This window comes from Paractinoplanes durhamensis (assembly GCF_016862175.1).
GTDB classification, from domain to species: domain Bacteria; phylum Actinomycetota; class Actinomycetes; order Mycobacteriales; family Micromonosporaceae; genus Actinoplanes; species Actinoplanes durhamensis.
This window is the reverse complement of record NZ_BOML01000067.1, coordinates 21,831-38,634: the sequence shown is the minus strand read 5'-3', so window position 1 is coordinate 38,634 and position 16,804 is coordinate 21,831. Positions and strand designations below refer to the sequence as shown.

Here is a 16,804-nt window from a genome sequence, read left to right as displayed (position 1 = left end):
GCCTGCGTCGGCGCCCGAGAGATCGCGCCCGGTCGGGTGAACGGTGGGCGAAATGCGGGCGCATGTAGATCTTCCGACTGAAGCGGTGGGCCGGCGGTGTTTTACTCGCGGCATGCCAATCAAGCGTTATGGGGTTCTTCGGGCCGCGGTTATCGATCGCCGTATCGAAACCTCCGATACGCCGCATTATCAAATACATTTACGGGCCGACGGGGTGGACTATCGCGCCGCGGTCAACGTGCGGTCGCAGCAGCGGCCGCCGGAGCTTCTGTATCTTGCGGCGGACAACTTCGCGCATCCGATCCTCACCCAGGTCGGTGCGCTGCCGGACGGGTTCACCGAGCTCAGCGGGCAGGCCGGTGGGCCGGCGCTGGACTACATCCGGGGAAACCTCTTCCAGCGGGACGCGATGCGGCCGGTGCCGACCTCGGCGCCCGGGCCGGAGAACGACCTCGGCGACTTCCTCGATCACTATGTGCGGCGGGCGCTCGGCGACGCCGGGGCGCGGGCATTCGTATTCGGGCAGGCGTGGGGGCCGGAACCGACCACGCCCGACAAGGTATTTCATTTCTCGCCCGGGAACGGCGTGCACGACGTCCACATGAATCAGGGAAACAGCGGACGTTTCGCCGACGACGACGGCGTATTCCAGGACGGCGGGCTGCTGCTGCACTTCGGGGCGGACGAATGGGTGGCGATCTTCCTGGCCTTCCAGTCGCAGTCGTTCCACACCGACGACACCACCGGCCACACGCTGCCGGAGATCCCGAACCCGGGTCCGGCCCCGAGGCCCGGTCCGGGCGAGCCCGACCATCTCGTCCGCATCGTGGGCGCCCTCGCCAACCCGGTCGGCCCCGCCCCGGAGGCGGAGTCGGTCACCCTGCTGAACACCACGCCCGACGAGATCGACCTGGTCGGCTGGGCGGTGCTCGACCGGGCCGGCAACCGCCACGGACTGGCCGGCCGCCTGCCCGCCGGCGACGCCCTCCGGGTCGTCGTCTCGCCGCCCCTGCAACTGAGCAACCAGGGCGGCACGATAACGCTGCTGGACGCCCGAGGCCTGAAGGTCGACGGCGTCGCCTACACAGCCGACCAGGCCCGCCGGGAGGGCTGGACGATAACCTTCTAGCCACCACGCCGCCCGGCTTGGGCCGGGTCGCACTGCCGAGTCGGCGCCGCCGCTGCTGGTGTCAGCGGCTGCGCCGCTCGGCGGCCGCACCAGCCCGCTCTGCTCCGCAGATCTTGAAAATTTCGTGCTCGTTCCTAACGCGAACTCGACAAGGTCGACACCCCCTCCACGGGTGTGGCATGCGCGTCGATTCCGGACCTGCTGCCAGGCTTGGGGACGCCCAGAAAATCCGCCCAGACGTGGGACAAGAAATGCGTGCCACCGCCGCTGCCGGCCATCGTGACAAAGAGGCTTGTATCTGCCATCAATTCCCAGATGAGGGCGATGGAGACGACTCCGTTGTCGTATCGCCACATTTCTTCCCGGCCGCCCTGGTGCTCCTCGACGAGTGAGAACCCAAGGCGAGTCAAGCGTTCGCCCGCGGCTTCGACGAATTCGATGTCAGCTTTGTCCCGCACCCAGTAACCTTCTTTGATCAACGAGCGGCTTGCCCCGGCCCAGGCATATCGGGCCGAAGCCCGAGCGCGACCTGGAGATTTCGCCAGTTTATGTCGGTCAAATCTTCGGTCAGGTCAGTGGACCTCGAACTCCTGCAGTGAGAAGCCGTACTGGCTGACACGCTTGGTGCCGTACATGCGTACGTAGCGGGCCGGGGTCGCCGCGGACAGCCGGATTTCGCGGGGGCCGTCGGTTCCGGCCGTTGTCTTGTAGACGGTTGACCAGTGGCGGGCGTCCAGGGAGATGTCGACGCGGTAGTGGAGAGCGTAGGCGTGCTCCCAGGCGAGGCGTACGTCGTTGATCGCCCAGACCGCGCCCAGGTCGACGGTGATCCACTGCGGGTCGGCGAAGCCGCTGCTCCAGCGGCTCTCCATGTCGCCGTCCACCGCGGCCGACGCCGGCCAGGTGGCGGATTCGACGCTGGAGGTGGTCGCGGTCTTGTGCAGGGCCAGGTTGGCGCCCGCGGTGTTGGCGCGGCCGGTGACGGTGGGGGAGGCCGACGGCGAGGGCTTGGTGGTGGTGGTGGCGGTGACGGTCGGCGAGACGGAGACCGGGGCCGGCTCGATCGAGGGTGCGGCCGATGGCACCGGCGAACCGGCCAGGCCGGTGGCGGTCTCCCGATCGGTCGGCGCGATCTGGTTGCCGCTGTCCGTCGTGGAGTCCTCGGCCGCGGCGTTCTTGTCGCGGCTGACCACGAACCCGCCGCCGACCGCACCGAGCGCGAGCGCCCCGGCGATGACCGGCACCAGCCAGAGCCGCCGTCGCCGCCGCGCCGAAGCACCTGATCCGGCGCCGACGGCCGGAGAGGCGCCCCCTGGAGCGGCGCCGAAACCCTGGCCTGCGGCGCCCGAACCCGTGCCGAAGGACGGCGTCGGGCGGCCGTTGCCCTTCCGCGCTGCCGGTTGGTCGGTTGCCGGGGAACGCAACCCGCGGGCGTTCGGGATCGCGCTGGACGAGGAGCGCCCGTCGCCTGGCTGCGGGGACGCCTGGTCGGCGGCTTTCGAGCCGGGGTTTTCGCGGCCGGTGAAGGCGCCGGGCGCGGCGTGTCCGCGGAGATCGCGGGACATGAACTCCGATGGGCGGCCGGGCCGGGGTGATGCCGCGAAGACGGCGCGCAGTGCGGCGGCCCGGTCAGTTGCGGCTCGCTCCGGGGAGTCCTGCGCCGGCTGCTGCTGACCGGACGCGGACGCCGGGGGCCCGAACGCGGCGGGCGCGGGCGTGGGGACCGGGGGGCCGAAAGCGGCGGGTGCGGCATCGCCGGCGGGGGAGCGCCTGGGCAACGCCGGGCCGGGGGTCGGGTTCGGAGCTGCTACGTCAGTCGGCTCGGGATTCTCCGATGGCGCGCCGTTCACCCACATCTCCCTCGATGGCGGTCGGGTCGGACGCGGCGTAGCTTAGCGATCTTTCGAACGTCGATGCGTTTGCGGCACTGTCCGTTACCGGACGAAGAGCAGGAACAGGCCCGCCCACGTGCAGGCGATCATGAAGAGTACGACCGGGAACTCGTCGGCCAGCGTGGCCAGTGGCGGGCGGTCCGGTGCGGCATCGGTCAGCGCCAGGTCGTGTGCGGACCGTACGCCGAGGGCGTGACCAGCGAGAATCAGCGTCACCTGGAGCACCGACACGACCTGCGGGTCGGGCCCGACGGTCCATGCCGCGCCCTCGGCGATGCCCCACTGTTGCGCCAGCAGGAGCACGCCGCGTGGGCCCTCGACCATCAGTAACGTCAGGTAGTGGGCGAGGGTGTAACCCACCGCGATGGGAATCAGCGAATTGGTGACTGCTGGGCGGCGTACGCCTAAAAGCACCAACCCGCAGACCGCGACCAGACCCGCCGTGCCCAGCCAGGTCGCATGCCCGGTTCGTTGTACGAAGCCGGCCCAGGCCGGCGAGCCGGACGCGCTGTCGAAAATGGTGGATCCCCACCAGATCGCGAGGAAGGCCGCCCGCCCGAGGCCGCCCGGATGATCGGCCGCCAGGCCGGACAGCCAGGGCCGCCACCGGAGTGGGCTGAGCCGCCCGGCGAGATCGGAGTAGACCTCGAAGGCATCCCCGCGCCCGAACCACTCCTCGCCGAAGCGGACGGCCAGCCCAAGTTGCACGACCGCGTAGCCGACCAGAAAGCCGCCGACGACCAGCGGGTCCGCCCGGTCCGGCGCGACCAGCTCCAGCCACACGAAGGCAAGCAGAGCAGCGGCGGCAGCCCAGCGAACGGGCCCAGCGGTGTCGGCTGAAGCAGAGCTGCCGGCCTCCGGCTCGGGCCGGCGGATTCGGTCCAGGCGCAGGAGCCGGAAAAGGGTTCGCAGGGGATTCAGCGCTCGCCAGGCCGGGCCGAAAACGATGCTCAACGGGATCAGGCCGACCCACAGCCACACGTAGAGCGCGTGGGCCGCCGGGTTCGATGCGTCGCGCGGGCCGAAGAACGCGTCGGCCACCAGAAAGACCGACAGCGCGAGCGTCCCGAACTGCAGAGGCGGAAGCCACCACCGGGAGCGCGGGTGGCGCTCGAATACGGGGGACAGCCGGGCCCGGCGCCACAGAAAGGCCGAACCGAGGAACGAGACGACCACGGTGGCGGCGCCGGCCTGCAGGACCAGGTCGAGCGGCAACGGCAGGTCGGTCGACTGGCCGACGCCGTGGGCGAGGACGCTCATCGCACCTCGAGCTGCACCAGCAGGGTGTCGGGGTGGGCCTCGACGTCGAAGAGCCCGGCCCGGTCGGCGGTGAAGGCGGCGCAGCCGGGCGCGTCGTATTCGCGGTCATAACCGTGGATATGCACCGGCAGCACCCGGTCGGCGGTCACCTGCACCTGGACGGTGGCGCCGAGCGGGATCGAGACCCGGTGCGGCGCGGGGTCGGCGCGCCCGTCGAGCACGGCGGCGGTCACGGTCACCGTCCCGGTGGCGGCGGGGGAGGCGCAGCCGGCGACGGCGTGCGCCGCGGGAGCTTGGCTGCAGCCGGCCAGCAAAACCACTGCGACCAGGGCAACGGTGCGTTTCATGCGGCTTCCTGACGAGCTGCGAGCGTACGCAACACCGCCGCCCCCGCCACCGCGGCTCCCGCGCCCCCGCCCAGCGCGACCACCACGAGAAGCCGTTCGAGGACGGCCGGCCCGGCGAACGGCAGCACCGAGCGGTGGAAGGCGGTGACGTCGGGCAGGACGAAGACCGCGGTCAGCGCCGCCCCGGCGCAGACGGCCAGCAACCCGGCCGGCTTGCCGCGCACGACCGCGACGAACCCGCCGGCGATGAGGGGCCAGGCGAGGAGGTTGATCCCGGTCGCGTTCACGAAGGTTCCGGCGAACGGCGCCGAGGTGACGGCAAGACTGGACCCGATCACGTGCGCGAGCGACGCCGCCATCGCACCCAGCCCGATCCCGGCGAGGACGAGATCGGCGCGGTGCACCCGCCGGCACAGCAGGGGAACGGCTACGGCGAGTAAGAGGGTGAGCGCCCACCAGGGCAGGAACGGCGGCGGTGCGGTCCAGTCGAAGACGCCACGCACGGTGACCGGCGTGCCGCCGGCGTCCACGGTCAGCGACCAGTCGCCGGCGGCCCGGCGGCCGGCCGGTGAGCTGAGCGGCTCGGCCCAGGTCAGCGAGTCGCCGGGCGCGACGGTGGTGCCGGCCGCCGTTACCGCGACGCCGGTCCCGTTGACCAGGCGCAGCTTGGCGCCGCCCTCGACGGCGGTCACCGACAGGCCGGGGACCGGCGGCGTGAGCGAGACGACCCGGCTGCGGGCATCGGTGGCGACGAGCCCGCCGGCGTGTGCGGACGCGGGCGTTCCCCACCCCAGCACGAGCCCGATCGCGACGAGAACGAGGAGGCAGCGACGGATCACTGGGCGGAGACGGCCTCGGCGCTCGCGGAAAGCGGAGCGACCGGTGCCGGCGGGCGGACGTTCCGGGCGACCAGGACGGTGCCGATGCCGGTCAGGGCCGTGTAGGTGAGCAGGCCGCTGACGATGTGCACGTTCCAGCCGACGCCGATCTCGATGTCGGCGACCAGCAGCAGCGAGCCCCACACCAGCGGCGGCGCGACCAGGCCGAGCAGCACCCACGCCCCGGAGGCCGGCAGCGGCACGATCGGCGCGACGACCCGGGCGAGCAACTCGGTGCCGAGGGCGGCGAGCGCCACGGTCACCGGCATCCACCACGGCTCGCCCTCGAGGAACATCAGGTGCATGGCGAAGGCGGGCAGGGCGACGAGCACGGCCGGCACGCCGATCGGCAGCCGCCAGCGGCGGCCGATCAGGATGATCGGCAGGAACAGCAGCACGGTGGTGAACAGGAAGCCGTGCATCATCTGGGCGTCGGTCGAATAGATGCGTACGGGATCGTCGCCCTCGCCGAAGAAGATGGTGCCGAGGATGTTGGCGTGCAGCGAGTAGATGTGCAGCGGCAGCACGGTGAGCAGCGCCGACACGGTGACCAGCGCGCCGTCGGCGATCGACAGCCGGTCGCCCGGTTGGACCGCGGTCATCAGCGCGGGGCCGGCCGCGACCAGCACCATGCCGAGGATGATGAACTCGTGGCTGGGGCTGACGAAGATCTCCAGGCCCTGCTCGATGCCGAAGATGTTGTGCCACAGCGTGTCGATGCCGCCGCCGACCAGCAGGAACGCCATGCCGAGCATCGGCACGCGCAGCGCGTTGGGCAGCGCCAGCACGGTCCGGTAGGTGGGGATGGTGGGCAGTCGGGAGCGCAGCAGCCAGACCAGGGTGAGGCCGGAGACGGCGATGCCGGAGTAGAGGACGGCGTGCCACGGCGTCCAGAACGTCTCCAGCTCGGGGGTGGTCGCGTGCGCGTAGGCGTCCAGCTGCAACCCGGTGACCAGCCATGCACTGGCCACCAGCATGATCCAGCGTTCGCGCGCGGAAAATGACACCACGACCCGCTCCTCAGGTAGTCCCGGACAAGCCCGACCAGGGCCAACCTACATTCCCCCGGGTCAATGATCCGTCAACTGGCCGTTCACATTCGACGACCGGACGGTGTCCATGAAGATCAATATCCCAGGGTGCTCTGCCGGGGGATCAGCTCGTGCGGGGCGCGCAGTTCGACGCCGGGGATCGGTGCGTGGCCGGCGATGCGCAGCAGGAGCCGGTCGACGGCCAGTTGCGCTATCGCCTTCTTGTCGGGGGAGATGGTGCTGATCGTGGGCTGGCTGTAGCGGCCGTCCTCGATGTCGTCGTAGCCGATCACGGCGATGTCCTCGGGCACCCGCAGCCCGCGGCCGAGCGCGGTGTGGATGGCGCCGGAGGCGACCAGGTCGCTGTAGCAGAAGACGGCGTCCGGCGGGTCGGCCCGGTCGAGCAGGGCGGCCATCGCGGTGGCGCCGTCGATCCGGTTGAAGCGGGCGGTCCCGATGATCAGCGACTCGTCGACCGGCAGTCCGGCCGCCTCGTGCGCGGCGCGGAAACCCCGGGTGCGCAGCTGGGCGGCCTCGCCGGTGGGGTACGGCTGGTCACCGATCGCGGCGATCCGGCGCCGGCCGATCGCGATCAGGTGGGAGACCGCCTCGGTCGAGGCCGCCACGTCGTCGATCCCGACGTGGTCGAAGGTGCCGTCCGAGACGCGTTCGCCGAGCACGACCAGGGGCAGGTCGGGGTCGCGCTGGGAGAGATCGTTCTGGGAGAGGCCGAGCGGACTGATGATCATTCCGTCGAACAGGAAGCGCCGGGAGCCGCGCCCGATGAGCTCGCCCTCGTGCTGCCGATCACCGTCCGTCTGGTCGATGAGCACGTTGTAGCCGACCTTGCGGGCGGCCGGGATGATCGCCTGCAGCAGCTCGGCGAAGTACGGCGTGTCCAGATAGGGCACCACCACGACGATCTGCCCGGACCGGCCGGTGGCCAGATTCCGGGCGAGAACGTTGGGCCGGTAGCCGAGTTCGGCGATCGCCGCCTCGACCTTGGCCCGGGTGCTGTCGGTGACTTTGGCGTAGCCGTTGACCACGTTGGAGACCGTGCGCGGGGAGACGCCGGCCAGCTCCGCGACGTCACGCAGCGTAGTTTCTCGCAAGGGTTGCCTCCCCGTTCAGGCGGGCGCGGGGCGCCTGCGTAACGAAAGTATTTCCGTGACGTTGCCTCTTGCCAGACCCGAAAGGTCGAGGCATAGTCCTTTGCAGCGCTGCAATTGGAACTTACATCACACATCACCGGCGAGTGGTGAGCTCCCCCCACCCTCGGCATCCACCACAGATAGCGCACCCCCACCCCGAACCGGACATCACGGTCGGTAATCTAACGTGCCCGAAATGCCCGGATCCGGTGCCCAATCTAGAGGAGGCCAGGAATGCGCCTGAAGAAAACTCTCTCCGTCGTGGCCCCCGTCGTTCTCGCTCTCGGTCTCGCCGCCTGCAGCGGCAGCGACGACAGCGGCAGCAGCGGAGGCACGGCGGCCAAGCCCACGAACTGCACCAACAAGATCGTAAAAGAGGACGCTCCGCGCGTTCTCGTCTGGGCCTGGTACCCGAACATGGCCAAGGTCGTCGACAACTTCAACAACCAGCACACCGACGTTCAGGTCTGCTGGACCAACGCCGGCCAGGGCCAGGACGAGTACTCGAAGTTCCAGACCGCCGTCTCGGCCAAGAAGGGCGCGCCGGACGTCGTCATGCTCGAGGCGGACCAGCTGGTCGGCTTCGAGATCCAGGACGCGCTGGTCGACCTTTCGCCGTACGGCGCAAATGATGTTAAAAAGAACTTCAGCGAGGGTGCCTGGAAGGACGTCTCGCAGGGCGACAAGGTCTACGCGGCCCCGATCGACGGTGGCCCGATGGCGCTGATCTACCGCACCGACGTCTTCGCCAAGTACGGCATCACCAAGCCCCCGACGACCTGGGCCGAGTACGCCGCGGACGCGGCCAAGGTGAAGGCGGCCGGCGGCCCGCCGTTCGGCGACTTCGCCAGCAACGTGCCGGCGGTGACCACCGCGCTGATGATCCAGAAGGGCGCGACGCCGTTCGCGTACGACCTGTCCGACAAGCAGAACATCGGCATCAAGGTCGACGACCAGGCCACCAAGGACGTGCTGAACTACTGGGCCGACCTGTCGACCAAGAAGCAGATCGGCAAGGAGGACCAGTTCACCACCGACTACGTGGCGGGCATGGTCGGCGGTAAGTACGCCACCTACGTCTCGGCCGCCTGGGCGCCCGGCTACCTGACCGGCGCCGGCGTCGGCAACGGCTCGTCCAAGGGCAAGTTCGCGGTGGCGGCGCTGCCGCAGTGGGACACGGCCAACCCGGTCTCGGTCAACTGGGGCGGTTCCGCGTTCGCGGTGACCAGCCAGGCTTCCGACAAGGCCGCCGCGGCCAAGGTCGCCCTCGGTCTGTACGCCGACGAGGCGTCGCTCACCGACGGCTGGAAGACCCAGACGATCTTCCCGCTCAACCAGAGCGTGCTGAAGTCGGACGATTTCATCAACGCGAAGGTCGACTTCTTCAACGGCCAGACGGCGAACAAGGACATCTACATCCCGGCCGAGAACGCCTACAAGGGCGCGGTCTACAGCCCCTTCACCGTCTACTACTACGCCCAGCTGCAGGCGCAGATCGTGAAGCTCAACGCCGGGCAGACGACCGGCGACAAGGCGGCCACCGACCTGCAGGCAGCGCTGGTCACGTACGCCAAGAGCCAGGGTTTCACCGTCAAGTAGCCCGTAGGAGCCGGGCGGCCGACCGCCGCCCGGCTCCGCGGTAGGGAGCGTCATGGCCAGCATCGAGACACCGCCGACCGCGCTGAGCGCCGGCGCCGTCGTCCCCGACACCCCGGCGGCCCCGGGCGGCCGTCGCGGATCGGCGCGGCGCCACTGGGTCGGCTGGTTCTTCATCTTCCCGTTCCTCGTCGTGTTCGTCGCCTTCCTGGTGGCGCCGCTGGCCTACGCGGCCTACCTGAGCCTTTACACCAAGGGCCTGGCGACCGGTACGACGTTCGCCGGGATCGACAACTACAAGCGCGCGTTCACCGACCCGTCGTTCCTGCACGGTTTGTGGTTCGTGCTGAAGTTCAGCCTCGTGGTGATCCCGCTCCAGGTGATCGTGGCGTTGTTCGCGGCACTGTTGCTGGACGAGGTCGTGGGACGCCTCGCGCGTTTCGCCCGGTTGATCATCTTCCTCCCGTACGCAATCCCGGTGGTTCTCGGCTCGTTGATGTGGGGTTTTCTCTACAGCCCGAGCTTCGGACCGATCGAGCAGATCTCGACGCTGTTCAATGTGCAGGCGCCGTTCCTGCTCAGCCAGGGAAACATCTTCTACGGGCTGCTGAACGTGGTCACCTGGCAGTGGGCCGGCTATTACATGATCATCATCTATGCGGCGCTGCAGGGCATCGACACCTCGATCTATGAGGCGGCGCGGACCGACGGCGCCACCTCCCGGCAGATCTCGCTCCGGATCAAGATTCCGCTGATCACCCCGGCGCTCGCCCTCATCCTGGTCTTCGCGCTGATCGGCACCCTGCAGTTCTTCGTCGAGCCGAAGGTTCTCGGCCCGATCGCGAACGGCACCATCACGCCCGACTTCACGCCGAACATCTACGCGGTCACCCTGGCCCTGCAATATGCGCAGTTCAACTACGCGTCGGCCATCTCGTTCTCGCTCGGTTTCGTGGTGTTCGTGGCCGTGGCGATCTTCATGTTCGTTACTCGCAAGCGAGGGAGCCTCTTCACATGAGTGAGACCCCGCGTCGTATTCCCCGGCACATCTGGGGGAAATTGCTGCTGCTGGCCCTGATCTGTTATTTCCTGGTGCCGGTCTGGTGGCTGCTGGTGGCGAGCACCAAGAACGCCGAGGGCCTGTTCTCCGGCAGTGGCGCGCTCTGGTTCAAGGGTGGCTTCCACTTCTTCGAGAATTTGCACGACCTGTTCGCGTACAACAACGGCGAATTCCTGACGTGGCTCGGCAATTCGGTGCTGTACGCGCTCACCGGCGGCATCGGCTGCACGATCATCTCGGTGCTGGCCGGCTACGGCTTCGCGAAGTTCAAGTTCCGCGGCCGCAACATCGTGTTCGCCGCCGTCCTCGGCTCGGTCGTGGTGCCGCTGACCTCGCTGGTCATCCCGACCTTCGTGATGATGACCAACATCGGGCTGATCGACACGATCTGGGCGGTCATCCTGCCGTCGCTGCTGAGCCCGTTCGCGGTCTACCTGATGCGGGTGTACGCCGCCGCGTCCATCCCGGACGAGTTGCTGGACGCGGCCCGCATCGACGGCGCCGGCGAGCTGCGCACCTTCTTCAAGGTGGCGCTGCCGCTCATGCGCCCCGGCGTGATCACCGTGCTGCTGCTCTCGGTGGTCGCCACCTGGAACAACTTCTTCCTGCCGCTGGTCATGCTCTCCACCTCCAAGCTCTACCCCCTCACCGTCGGCATCACCCTGTGGACCACCCTGGCCAGCTCCAACAACGGCGGCGGTCAGTCGCTCTGGAACCTGATCATCGTCGGCTCGCTGGTGTCGATCATCCCGCTGGTCATCGCCTTCCTCACCCTGCAGAAGTACTGGCGGGGCGGGCTGGCCGTGGGCAGCCTCAAGTAACCGGGAGAACCGTGCTTTCCGCTTCGTTCCGCCTCGACCCCGCATTCACCATCGCGCCGGTCTCCCGCCGCACCTTCGGCTCGTTCGTCGAGCACATGGGCCGCTGCGTCTACACCGGCATCTACGAGCCCACGCACCCGACCGCCGACTCGGACGGCTTCCGGCAGGACGTTCTCGCACTGACCCGCGAGCTCGGCGTGTCGACGGTGCGCTACCCCGGCGGCAACTTCGTCTCCGGCTACCGCTGGGAGGACGGCATCGGCCCGGTCGCCGACCGGCCGGTCCGGCGCGACCTCGCCTGGCACAGCCTGGAGACCAACGAGGTGGGCATCGACGAATTCATGCGCTGGGCGGGCAAGGCCGGCGTCGAGGTGATGTACGCGTTGAACCTCGGCACCCGCGGGGTCGCCGAGGCCCTGGACGTGCAGGAGTACCTGAACCACCCCGACCGCACCCGCCTGGCCGAGCTGCGCCGATCGAACGGTGCCGACAAGCCGTACGGGATCTCGATGTTCTGCCTCGGCAACGAACTCGACGGTCCTTGGCAGACAGGACACAAGACCGCTTACGAGTACGGGCGTCTCGCGGCCGAAACCGCACGGGCGATGCGGGCCGCCGAGCCCGACCTGGAACTCGTCGCCTGCGGCAGTTCCAGTTCCTCGATGCCGACGTTCGCGGCGTGGGAGGCGGAGGTTCTGGAACTCACCTACGACCAGGTCGACTACATCTCGGCGCACGCGTACTACGAGCCGCTGGACGGCGACATCGGCAGCTTTCTGGCGTCCGCCGTCGACATGGACCACTTCATCAACAGCGTGACCGCCACCGCGGACAGCGTCGGCGCCAAGCTGAAGAGCAAGAAGCGCCTGAAGATCTCGTTCGACGAGTGGAACGTCTGGTACCTGACCCGGTTCCAGGCCACCCGGGAGACCGAGTGGCAGGTCGCCCCGCCGGTGATCGAGGACAGCTACAACGTGACCGACGCGGTCGTGGTCGGCAGCCTGCTGATCTCGTTGCTCCGGCACAGCGACCGGGTGACCGCGGCCTGCCAGGCCCAGCTGGTCAACGTGATCGCCCCGATCCGCACCGAGCCGGGCGGCGCGGCCTGGCGGCAGACCATCTTCCACCCGTTCGCCCTGACGTCCCGCCTGGCCAAGGGCGACGTCCTGCGGGTCGAGCCGGCCGCCCCGAGCTACGAGACGGCCCGCTACGGCGACGTCCCGCTGATCGACGCGGTGGCCACCCACGACCCGGAGTCCGGCGACGTGACGGTCTTCGTGGTCAACCGCTCCCAGGACGCTCCGGCGACCTTGACGGTGCCGCTCGCCGGCTTCGGCGCCGACCTGCAGGTCGCCGAGACGTGGACCGTGCACGACGACGACCCGAACGCCACCAACACGGCCACCGACCCGGACCGCGTGGTCCCGCACGACCTGGCCGGAGCGACGGTGACCGACGGCGAACTGCGGGCAACCCTCGCTCCGGTGTCCTGGAGCGCGATCCGGCTCACCCGCACGGCCTAGTTGTCGTAGTCTGGCCGACTTCCCTTTTCCCGGAGGTGCGAGTTGGCCGAATACCCGCCCGAGGTGCGCGAGCGCCGCGTCGGAACCCCTGAGCAGCAGAAGTCCCGCCTGGTCGGCGAACGCCCGGGGAGCTGGCAGCGCATCGTGATCGAGGACTACGACCCGTCGTGGCCCGAGCGATTCGATGCTGCCGGCTCCCTGATCAGGTCGGCGCTGGGCCCGGCGGTCATCGCGATCGAGCACGTCGGTTCCACGTCGGTCCCCGGCCTGCCCGCCAAGCCGGTCATCGACATCGACCTCACGGTTGCCGACACCGAGGACGAGGCGTCCTACCTGCCGCCGCTGGAAGAGATCGGCTTCCGCCTGATCCTGCGCGAGCCCTGGTGGCACGGCCACCGCATGCTGATCCCGGCGGACGCTTCGGTCAACCTGCATGTCTGGCCGCCGAGCTCACCCGAGCTGACCCGCCACCGCCTGTTCCGCGACTGGCTGCGCACCCACCCCGACGACCGCACCCGCTACGCGGAGACGAAGCGGCGCGTGGCCGACGAGACCGCCGACCGCCCCGGCGACTACAACATGGGCAAGAACGACGTGATCGACCAGATCTTCGGCCGGATCTTCAGCGCAGGCCGTTGAGGATCACGTCCAGGATCCGACCGCGGGCGGCCGCGCTCTCCCCGGCGTACTCCATCGCCTTGGAAGTGCCCGCAAGCAGGCCGATCAGCTCGGGCACCTCAAGATCTTGGCGCACCGCGCCGGATTCCTGCGCCCGGCGCAGCAGCGTGCCGAGCGCCGCCCGCAGCCCTTCCTGCTTCGGGATGTCGATGCCGGCCGAGGTGAGCAGGCCGGCGAGGGCGTTCTTGACCTCGCTCTGATCGACCGCCTGGCGTAGGAAGGTCGCGAGCGCCTGGCCGGGATCCTCGTCCTCGGCCAGACGGGTGGCGTCCTCGGTGAGGCGTTTGCTAAGCGGAGTGAGGACTCTATTTGACATGGAGGTCGGCGATGACGCCACGAGAGGTCTTTCAGAAGCTCAGCGACGGGATCGGCAGCGGGGAGTGGTCGTCGCTGCATCTGCTCTATGCCGAGGATGCGGACGTGGAGATCCCGTTCGCGCCCGCCCGGCTCCAGGGGCGGGAGGAGGTGCGGCAGCACTTCGCGCAGCACGCCGGGACGGTGGCCCTGGAACCCCGCGACCTGCGGGTGTACGTCACCGATGACCCGGAGGTGGTCGTCGCGGAGTGGAAGTATGCGGTTGGTGGGCGGCTGCTCTCCAACATTCAGGTGCTGCGGGTCCGCGACGGGTTGATCGTGGCGACCCGGGATTATCACGACCATCGGCAGCTCGCCGAAATTCTTCGCGGGTGAGTGTCGAAAGCGGTAGGCCCCGGCTCGTACAGGTGATGAAGGAAGGGAGCGCACCATGCGTCAGTACCTGCTCAGCATCTATCAGCCCGACGGACCTCCGCCGCCGCCCGAGGTTCTCGGACCGATCATGGCGAACCTCGGGAAGCTCAACGAGGAGATGAAGGCCGGCGGGACCTGGGTCTTCGCGGCCGGGTTGCACGCGCCGGAGAGCGCGACCGTCATCCGGGACTCCGGTGGCGAGCCGGTGCTCACCGACGGGCCGTTCACCGAGGGCAAGGAGCACCTGGGCGGCTTCACCGTCATCCAGGCCGAGGACCTCGACGAGGCGCTCGACTGGGGCGGCCGGATGGCGGCCGTGCTCGCACCGCTCGCGATCGAGGTCCGTCCGATTCAGTGAGCACCGAGATCGAGCGGATCTTCCGCGCGGAGTACGGGCGGGCCGTCGCCGTCCTCATCCGCTACTTCGGGGACATCGAGCTTGCCGAGGAAGCGGTGCAGGACGCGTTCGTGACGGCCGTCCGGCGGTGGCCGGAGCTGGGCATCCCGCCCAGCCCGGCCGGCTGGATCATCACCACTGCCCGGAACCGGGCGATCGACCATCTCCGGCGCGAGTCGGAACGGCCCGCGCGGGAGGTGGCCGCCGTGGTCTCTTTCGGCGAGGAACCGGACGACATGCTTCGACTGATCTTCACGTGCTGCCATCCGGCGCTCGCGCCGGCCTCCCGGGTGGCGCTCACCCTGCGGCTGATCGGCGGTCTGACCACCGCCGAGATCGCCCGCGCCTTCCTGGTGCCCGAGCCGACCATGGCCCAGCGGATCAGCCGGGCCAAGAGCAAGATCCGCGACGCCGGCATTCCCTATCGAGTGCCGCGCGACGCGGACCTGCCGGTCCGGCTCGGCGCGGTCCTGGCGGTCCTCTACCTGATCTTCAACGAGGGGTACGCCCCGAGCGGCGGCGAGCTTGTTGCGCGTACGGAAATGACCGCGGAAGCAATTCGCCTGGCCCGCCTGGTCGTGGTCCTGATGCCGGACGAGCCGGAGGCGCGCGGCCTGCTCGCCCTGATGCTGCTGATCGAGTCACGCCGCCCGGCCCGCACCACGGCCGGTGGCGACCCGGTGCTGCTGGCCGACCAGGACCGCACGCTCTGGGACCGGGACCTGATCGCCGAGGGCCGGACCCTGGTGCGGGCCTGCCTGCGCCGAGGCCGCCCGGGCCCGTACCAGATCCAGGCCGCGATCAACGCCGTGCACAGCGACGGCGAGACCGACTGGCGGCAGGTCCGCACCCTCTACGACCAGCTGCTGGCAATAACCCCGACGACGGTGGTGGCGCTGCACCGGGCGGTCGCGGTCGCCGAGGTGGACGGCCCTGGTCCCGCGCTGCGGATAGTCGACGACCTGACGTCGATGAGCGGCCGCCACCACGTGTGGCACGTGGTCCGCGCCGACCTGCTGCGCCGCCTGGGCCGCCCGGCGGAGGCCGCCGAGGAGTTCCGGACCGCGGCCGACCTGGCCGGAAACGCGGCCGAGCGGCGCTTCCTGCTCGGCCGCGCCACCGACCTTGACGCGGCCGCGGGCGTGCGGTGGCGGCCACCGCCCACGACCACGCCCCCCGAATAAGACACCGAAAGAATCGTCGACGCAACAGTTCTGTCGGCATGCCGCAACCGGCGTCCGTGATCTGCTAACTCCGAGGTCTCGGGCGAAATGCTGCCGTAGCTCACAGCGACGCAGCGCCGTTGCGTCATGGCGCCGGCGGACCGGTCAGGAGGCCCGATCGGGACATCGGGCAGATCAACCTCCCCCGTCGGGAGATCAGGTTCCAGGGGCTCCACGGCGAGAGAAGTACGTCGCCGCCCGGCCAGGAGAACGGCATCGCGGCCAAATCAGGACGCTCCTCCCGGCCGGTTGCCAACCACCCAGGTCTCTTCCGAAACCAGCCCTGCGCGAAACCCCGTTGGCACCACAACGGATCCGCATCGCAGCCTCGCACTACGGAACGCCGACGCCGACCAGCCAGGCGTCGGCGCCACCTCGAAGGCGGACTGAGCGCTGCGAACGCCTCAATCGTCAATTCTGCGGTAGATTGGTCACCAACCGTGCATGCGGTGTCGCTGACAGTCGGAAGGCCAGGGCACATGACCGATGGCGCTGATGATCCGATCGCCGTGAAGCTCGGGTATCTGTTCAGTGCGAACGACACCGACCAGGACGGATTTGTCGACTGGAGCGACTATGAGCGCCTGATCAGTCACTACCTGAACGGATACGGCATCGTTGCGGAGGACCGCCGGGCGCATGCCCTGCGCGCCGCTTATCAGAAGTACTGGTCGGAGCTGCTGCAGCAGGTGGACGGCGTCGATCGGCTGTCGAAAGAGCAGTTCGTGCTTGCGAACCAGGCCGCCGGCGTCGACCGGAGCCGGTTCACCATGGCCGAGGTGGTCCCGCAGGCGATCTTCGACGTGATGGACACCGACGGGGACGACACCATCAGCAAGCCGGAGTACAAGGTGTTCCTGGAGGCGTGGGGTGTGTCGGACCTCGAAGCGCTGAACGTCTTCCTGGAGTTGGACACCGATGACGACGGGCGGATCAGCCGCGGCGAATTCATCGGTGCCATCCGGGATTTCTTCACCTCACCCGAGCTCAACTCGCCCGGCAGCCTCTTCTTCGGCCACATCGAACACTAGATCGCCGGGTCCCACGAAGGGTGCCGGCCGGCCGGGGTCCGCAAGCAGCGGGCGTACT

At 69.1% G+C, this 16,804-nt stretch carries 18 protein-coding genes; 10 read left to right on the top strand and 8 right to left on the bottom strand.

The features are described from left to right. Nucleotides 1-52: 52 nt before the first annotated feature. Complete coding sequence (locus Adu01nite_RS40445; protein WP_307836675.1) at nt 53-1,129, top strand: DUF2278 family protein; 1,077 nt, start codon at nt 53-55, stop codon at nt 1,127-1,129. 134 nt (nt 1,130-1,263) lie between these two features. Here Adu01nite_RS40445 and Adu01nite_RS40440 read toward each other — a convergent pair whose 3' ends face one another. The 7 genes from Adu01nite_RS40440 to Adu01nite_RS40410 form a co-directional block, all read right to left on the bottom strand. Then, nucleotides 1,264-1,587, bottom strand: a complete 324-nt coding sequence (locus tag Adu01nite_RS40440; protein WP_203734645.1) for a hypothetical protein — start codon at nt 1,585-1,587, stop codon at nt 1,264-1,266. A gap of 114 nt (nt 1,588-1,701) precedes the next feature. Continuing rightward, nucleotides 1,702-2,694, bottom strand: a complete 993-nt coding sequence (locus Adu01nite_RS40435; RefSeq protein ID WP_203734644.1) for a discoidin domain-containing protein — start codon at nt 2,692-2,694, stop codon at nt 1,702-1,704. A gap of 369 nt (nt 2,695-3,063) precedes the next feature. Beyond that, nucleotides 3,064-4,281 carry a hypothetical protein gene (locus Adu01nite_RS40430; protein ID WP_203734643.1) on the bottom strand — a complete coding sequence of 406 codons (1,218 nt, stop codon included), beginning with the start codon at nt 4,279-4,281 and terminating at the stop codon, nt 3,064-3,066. Beyond that, on the bottom strand, nt 4,278-4,628 hold the full coding sequence (locus Adu01nite_RS40425; protein WP_203734642.1) for a hypothetical protein: 351 nt from the start codon (nt 4,626-4,628) through the stop codon (nt 4,278-4,280). Before Adu01nite_RS40425 ends, Adu01nite_RS40430 begins: the two co-directional genes overlap by 4 nt. Continuing rightward, the gene (locus Adu01nite_RS40420; protein WP_203734641.1) at nt 4,625-5,467 is read right to left on the bottom strand and encodes a hypothetical protein; all 843 of its coding nucleotides are present in this window, start codon (nt 5,465-5,467) and stop codon (nt 4,625-4,627) included. Before Adu01nite_RS40420 ends, Adu01nite_RS40425 begins: the two co-directional genes overlap by 4 nt. Beyond that, the gene (locus Adu01nite_RS40415; protein WP_239133086.1) at nt 5,464-6,516 is read right to left on the bottom strand and encodes a hypothetical protein; all 1,053 of its coding nucleotides are present in this window, start codon (nt 6,514-6,516) and stop codon (nt 5,464-5,466) included. Before Adu01nite_RS40415 ends, Adu01nite_RS40420 begins: the two co-directional genes overlap by 4 nt. Before the next feature lie 116 nt (nt 6,517-6,632). After that, nucleotides 6,633-7,649: a LacI family DNA-binding transcriptional regulator gene (locus Adu01nite_RS40410; RefSeq protein ID WP_203734640.1), complete on the bottom strand. Its 1,017-nt coding sequence runs from the start codon at nt 7,647-7,649 to the stop codon at nt 6,633-6,635. Between the two features lie 273 nt (nt 7,650-7,922). Between Adu01nite_RS40410 and Adu01nite_RS40405 the strand changes: the two genes are divergently transcribed. From Adu01nite_RS40405 to Adu01nite_RS40385, 5 genes are read left to right on the top strand one after another with little or no spacing between them, the layout of a single operon-like run. Beyond that, nucleotides 7,923-9,287, top strand: a complete 1,365-nt coding sequence (locus Adu01nite_RS40405; protein WP_203734639.1) for an extracellular solute-binding protein — start codon at nt 7,923-7,925, stop codon at nt 9,285-9,287. A gap of 52 nt (nt 9,288-9,339) precedes the next feature. After that, nucleotides 9,340-10,302 (top strand): carbohydrate ABC transporter permease, encoded by a 963-nt coding sequence (locus tag Adu01nite_RS40400; protein ID WP_203734638.1) that lies wholly within the window; start codon nt 9,340-9,342, stop codon nt 10,300-10,302. Further along, entirely contained in the window at nt 10,299-11,165 is an 867-nt protein-coding gene (locus Adu01nite_RS40395) for a carbohydrate ABC transporter permease (protein ID WP_203734637.1), read from the top strand. The genes Adu01nite_RS40400 and Adu01nite_RS40395 overlap by 4 nt, the downstream gene beginning before the upstream one ends. Before the next feature lie 11 nt (nt 11,166-11,176). Beyond that, nucleotides 11,177-12,688 (top strand): arabinosylfuranosidase ArfA, encoded by a 1,512-nt coding sequence (gene arfA, locus Adu01nite_RS40390; protein ID WP_239133085.1) that lies wholly within the window; start codon nt 11,177-11,179, stop codon nt 12,686-12,688. 42 nt (nt 12,689-12,730) lie between these two features. Beyond that, nucleotides 12,731-13,327: a GrpB family protein gene (locus Adu01nite_RS40385; protein ID WP_239133084.1), complete on the top strand. Its 597-nt coding sequence runs from the start codon at nt 12,731-12,733 to the stop codon at nt 13,325-13,327. Here Adu01nite_RS40385 and Adu01nite_RS40380 read toward each other — a convergent pair. Continuing rightward, a complete protein-coding gene (locus tag Adu01nite_RS40380) occupies nt 13,311-13,682 on the bottom strand; it encodes an SbtR family transcriptional regulator (RefSeq protein WP_203734636.1) in 372 nt (123 codons plus the stop codon). The two genes, Adu01nite_RS40385 and Adu01nite_RS40380, sit on opposite strands and share 17 nt — an antisense overlap. A gap of 11 nt (nt 13,683-13,693) precedes the next feature. Between Adu01nite_RS40380 and Adu01nite_RS40375 the strand changes: the two genes are divergently transcribed. The 4 genes from Adu01nite_RS40375 (at nt 13,694) to Adu01nite_RS40360 (ending at nt 16,746) form a co-directional block, all read left to right on the top strand. Next, on the top strand, nt 13,694-14,056 hold the full coding sequence (locus Adu01nite_RS40375; protein ID WP_203734635.1) for a nuclear transport factor 2 family protein: 363 nt from the start codon (nt 13,694-13,696) through the stop codon (nt 14,054-14,056). Between the two features lie 55 nt (nt 14,057-14,111). Next, nucleotides 14,112-14,453 carry a YciI family protein gene (locus Adu01nite_RS40370; RefSeq protein ID WP_203734634.1) on the top strand — a complete coding sequence of 114 codons (342 nt, stop codon included), beginning with the start codon at nt 14,112-14,114 and terminating at the stop codon, nt 14,451-14,453. Then, the gene (locus Adu01nite_RS40365) at nt 14,450-15,676 is read left to right on the top strand and encodes an RNA polymerase sigma factor (protein ID WP_203734633.1); all 1,227 of its coding nucleotides are present in this window, start codon (nt 14,450-14,452) and stop codon (nt 15,674-15,676) included. Before Adu01nite_RS40370 ends, Adu01nite_RS40365 begins: the two co-directional genes overlap by 4 nt. A 518-nt stretch (nt 15,677-16,194) precedes the next feature. Beyond that, a complete protein-coding gene (locus Adu01nite_RS40360; RefSeq protein ID WP_203734632.1) occupies nt 16,195-16,746 on the top strand; it encodes an EF-hand domain-containing protein in 552 nt (183 codons plus the stop codon). Nucleotides 16,747-16,804 lie beyond the last annotated feature (58 nt).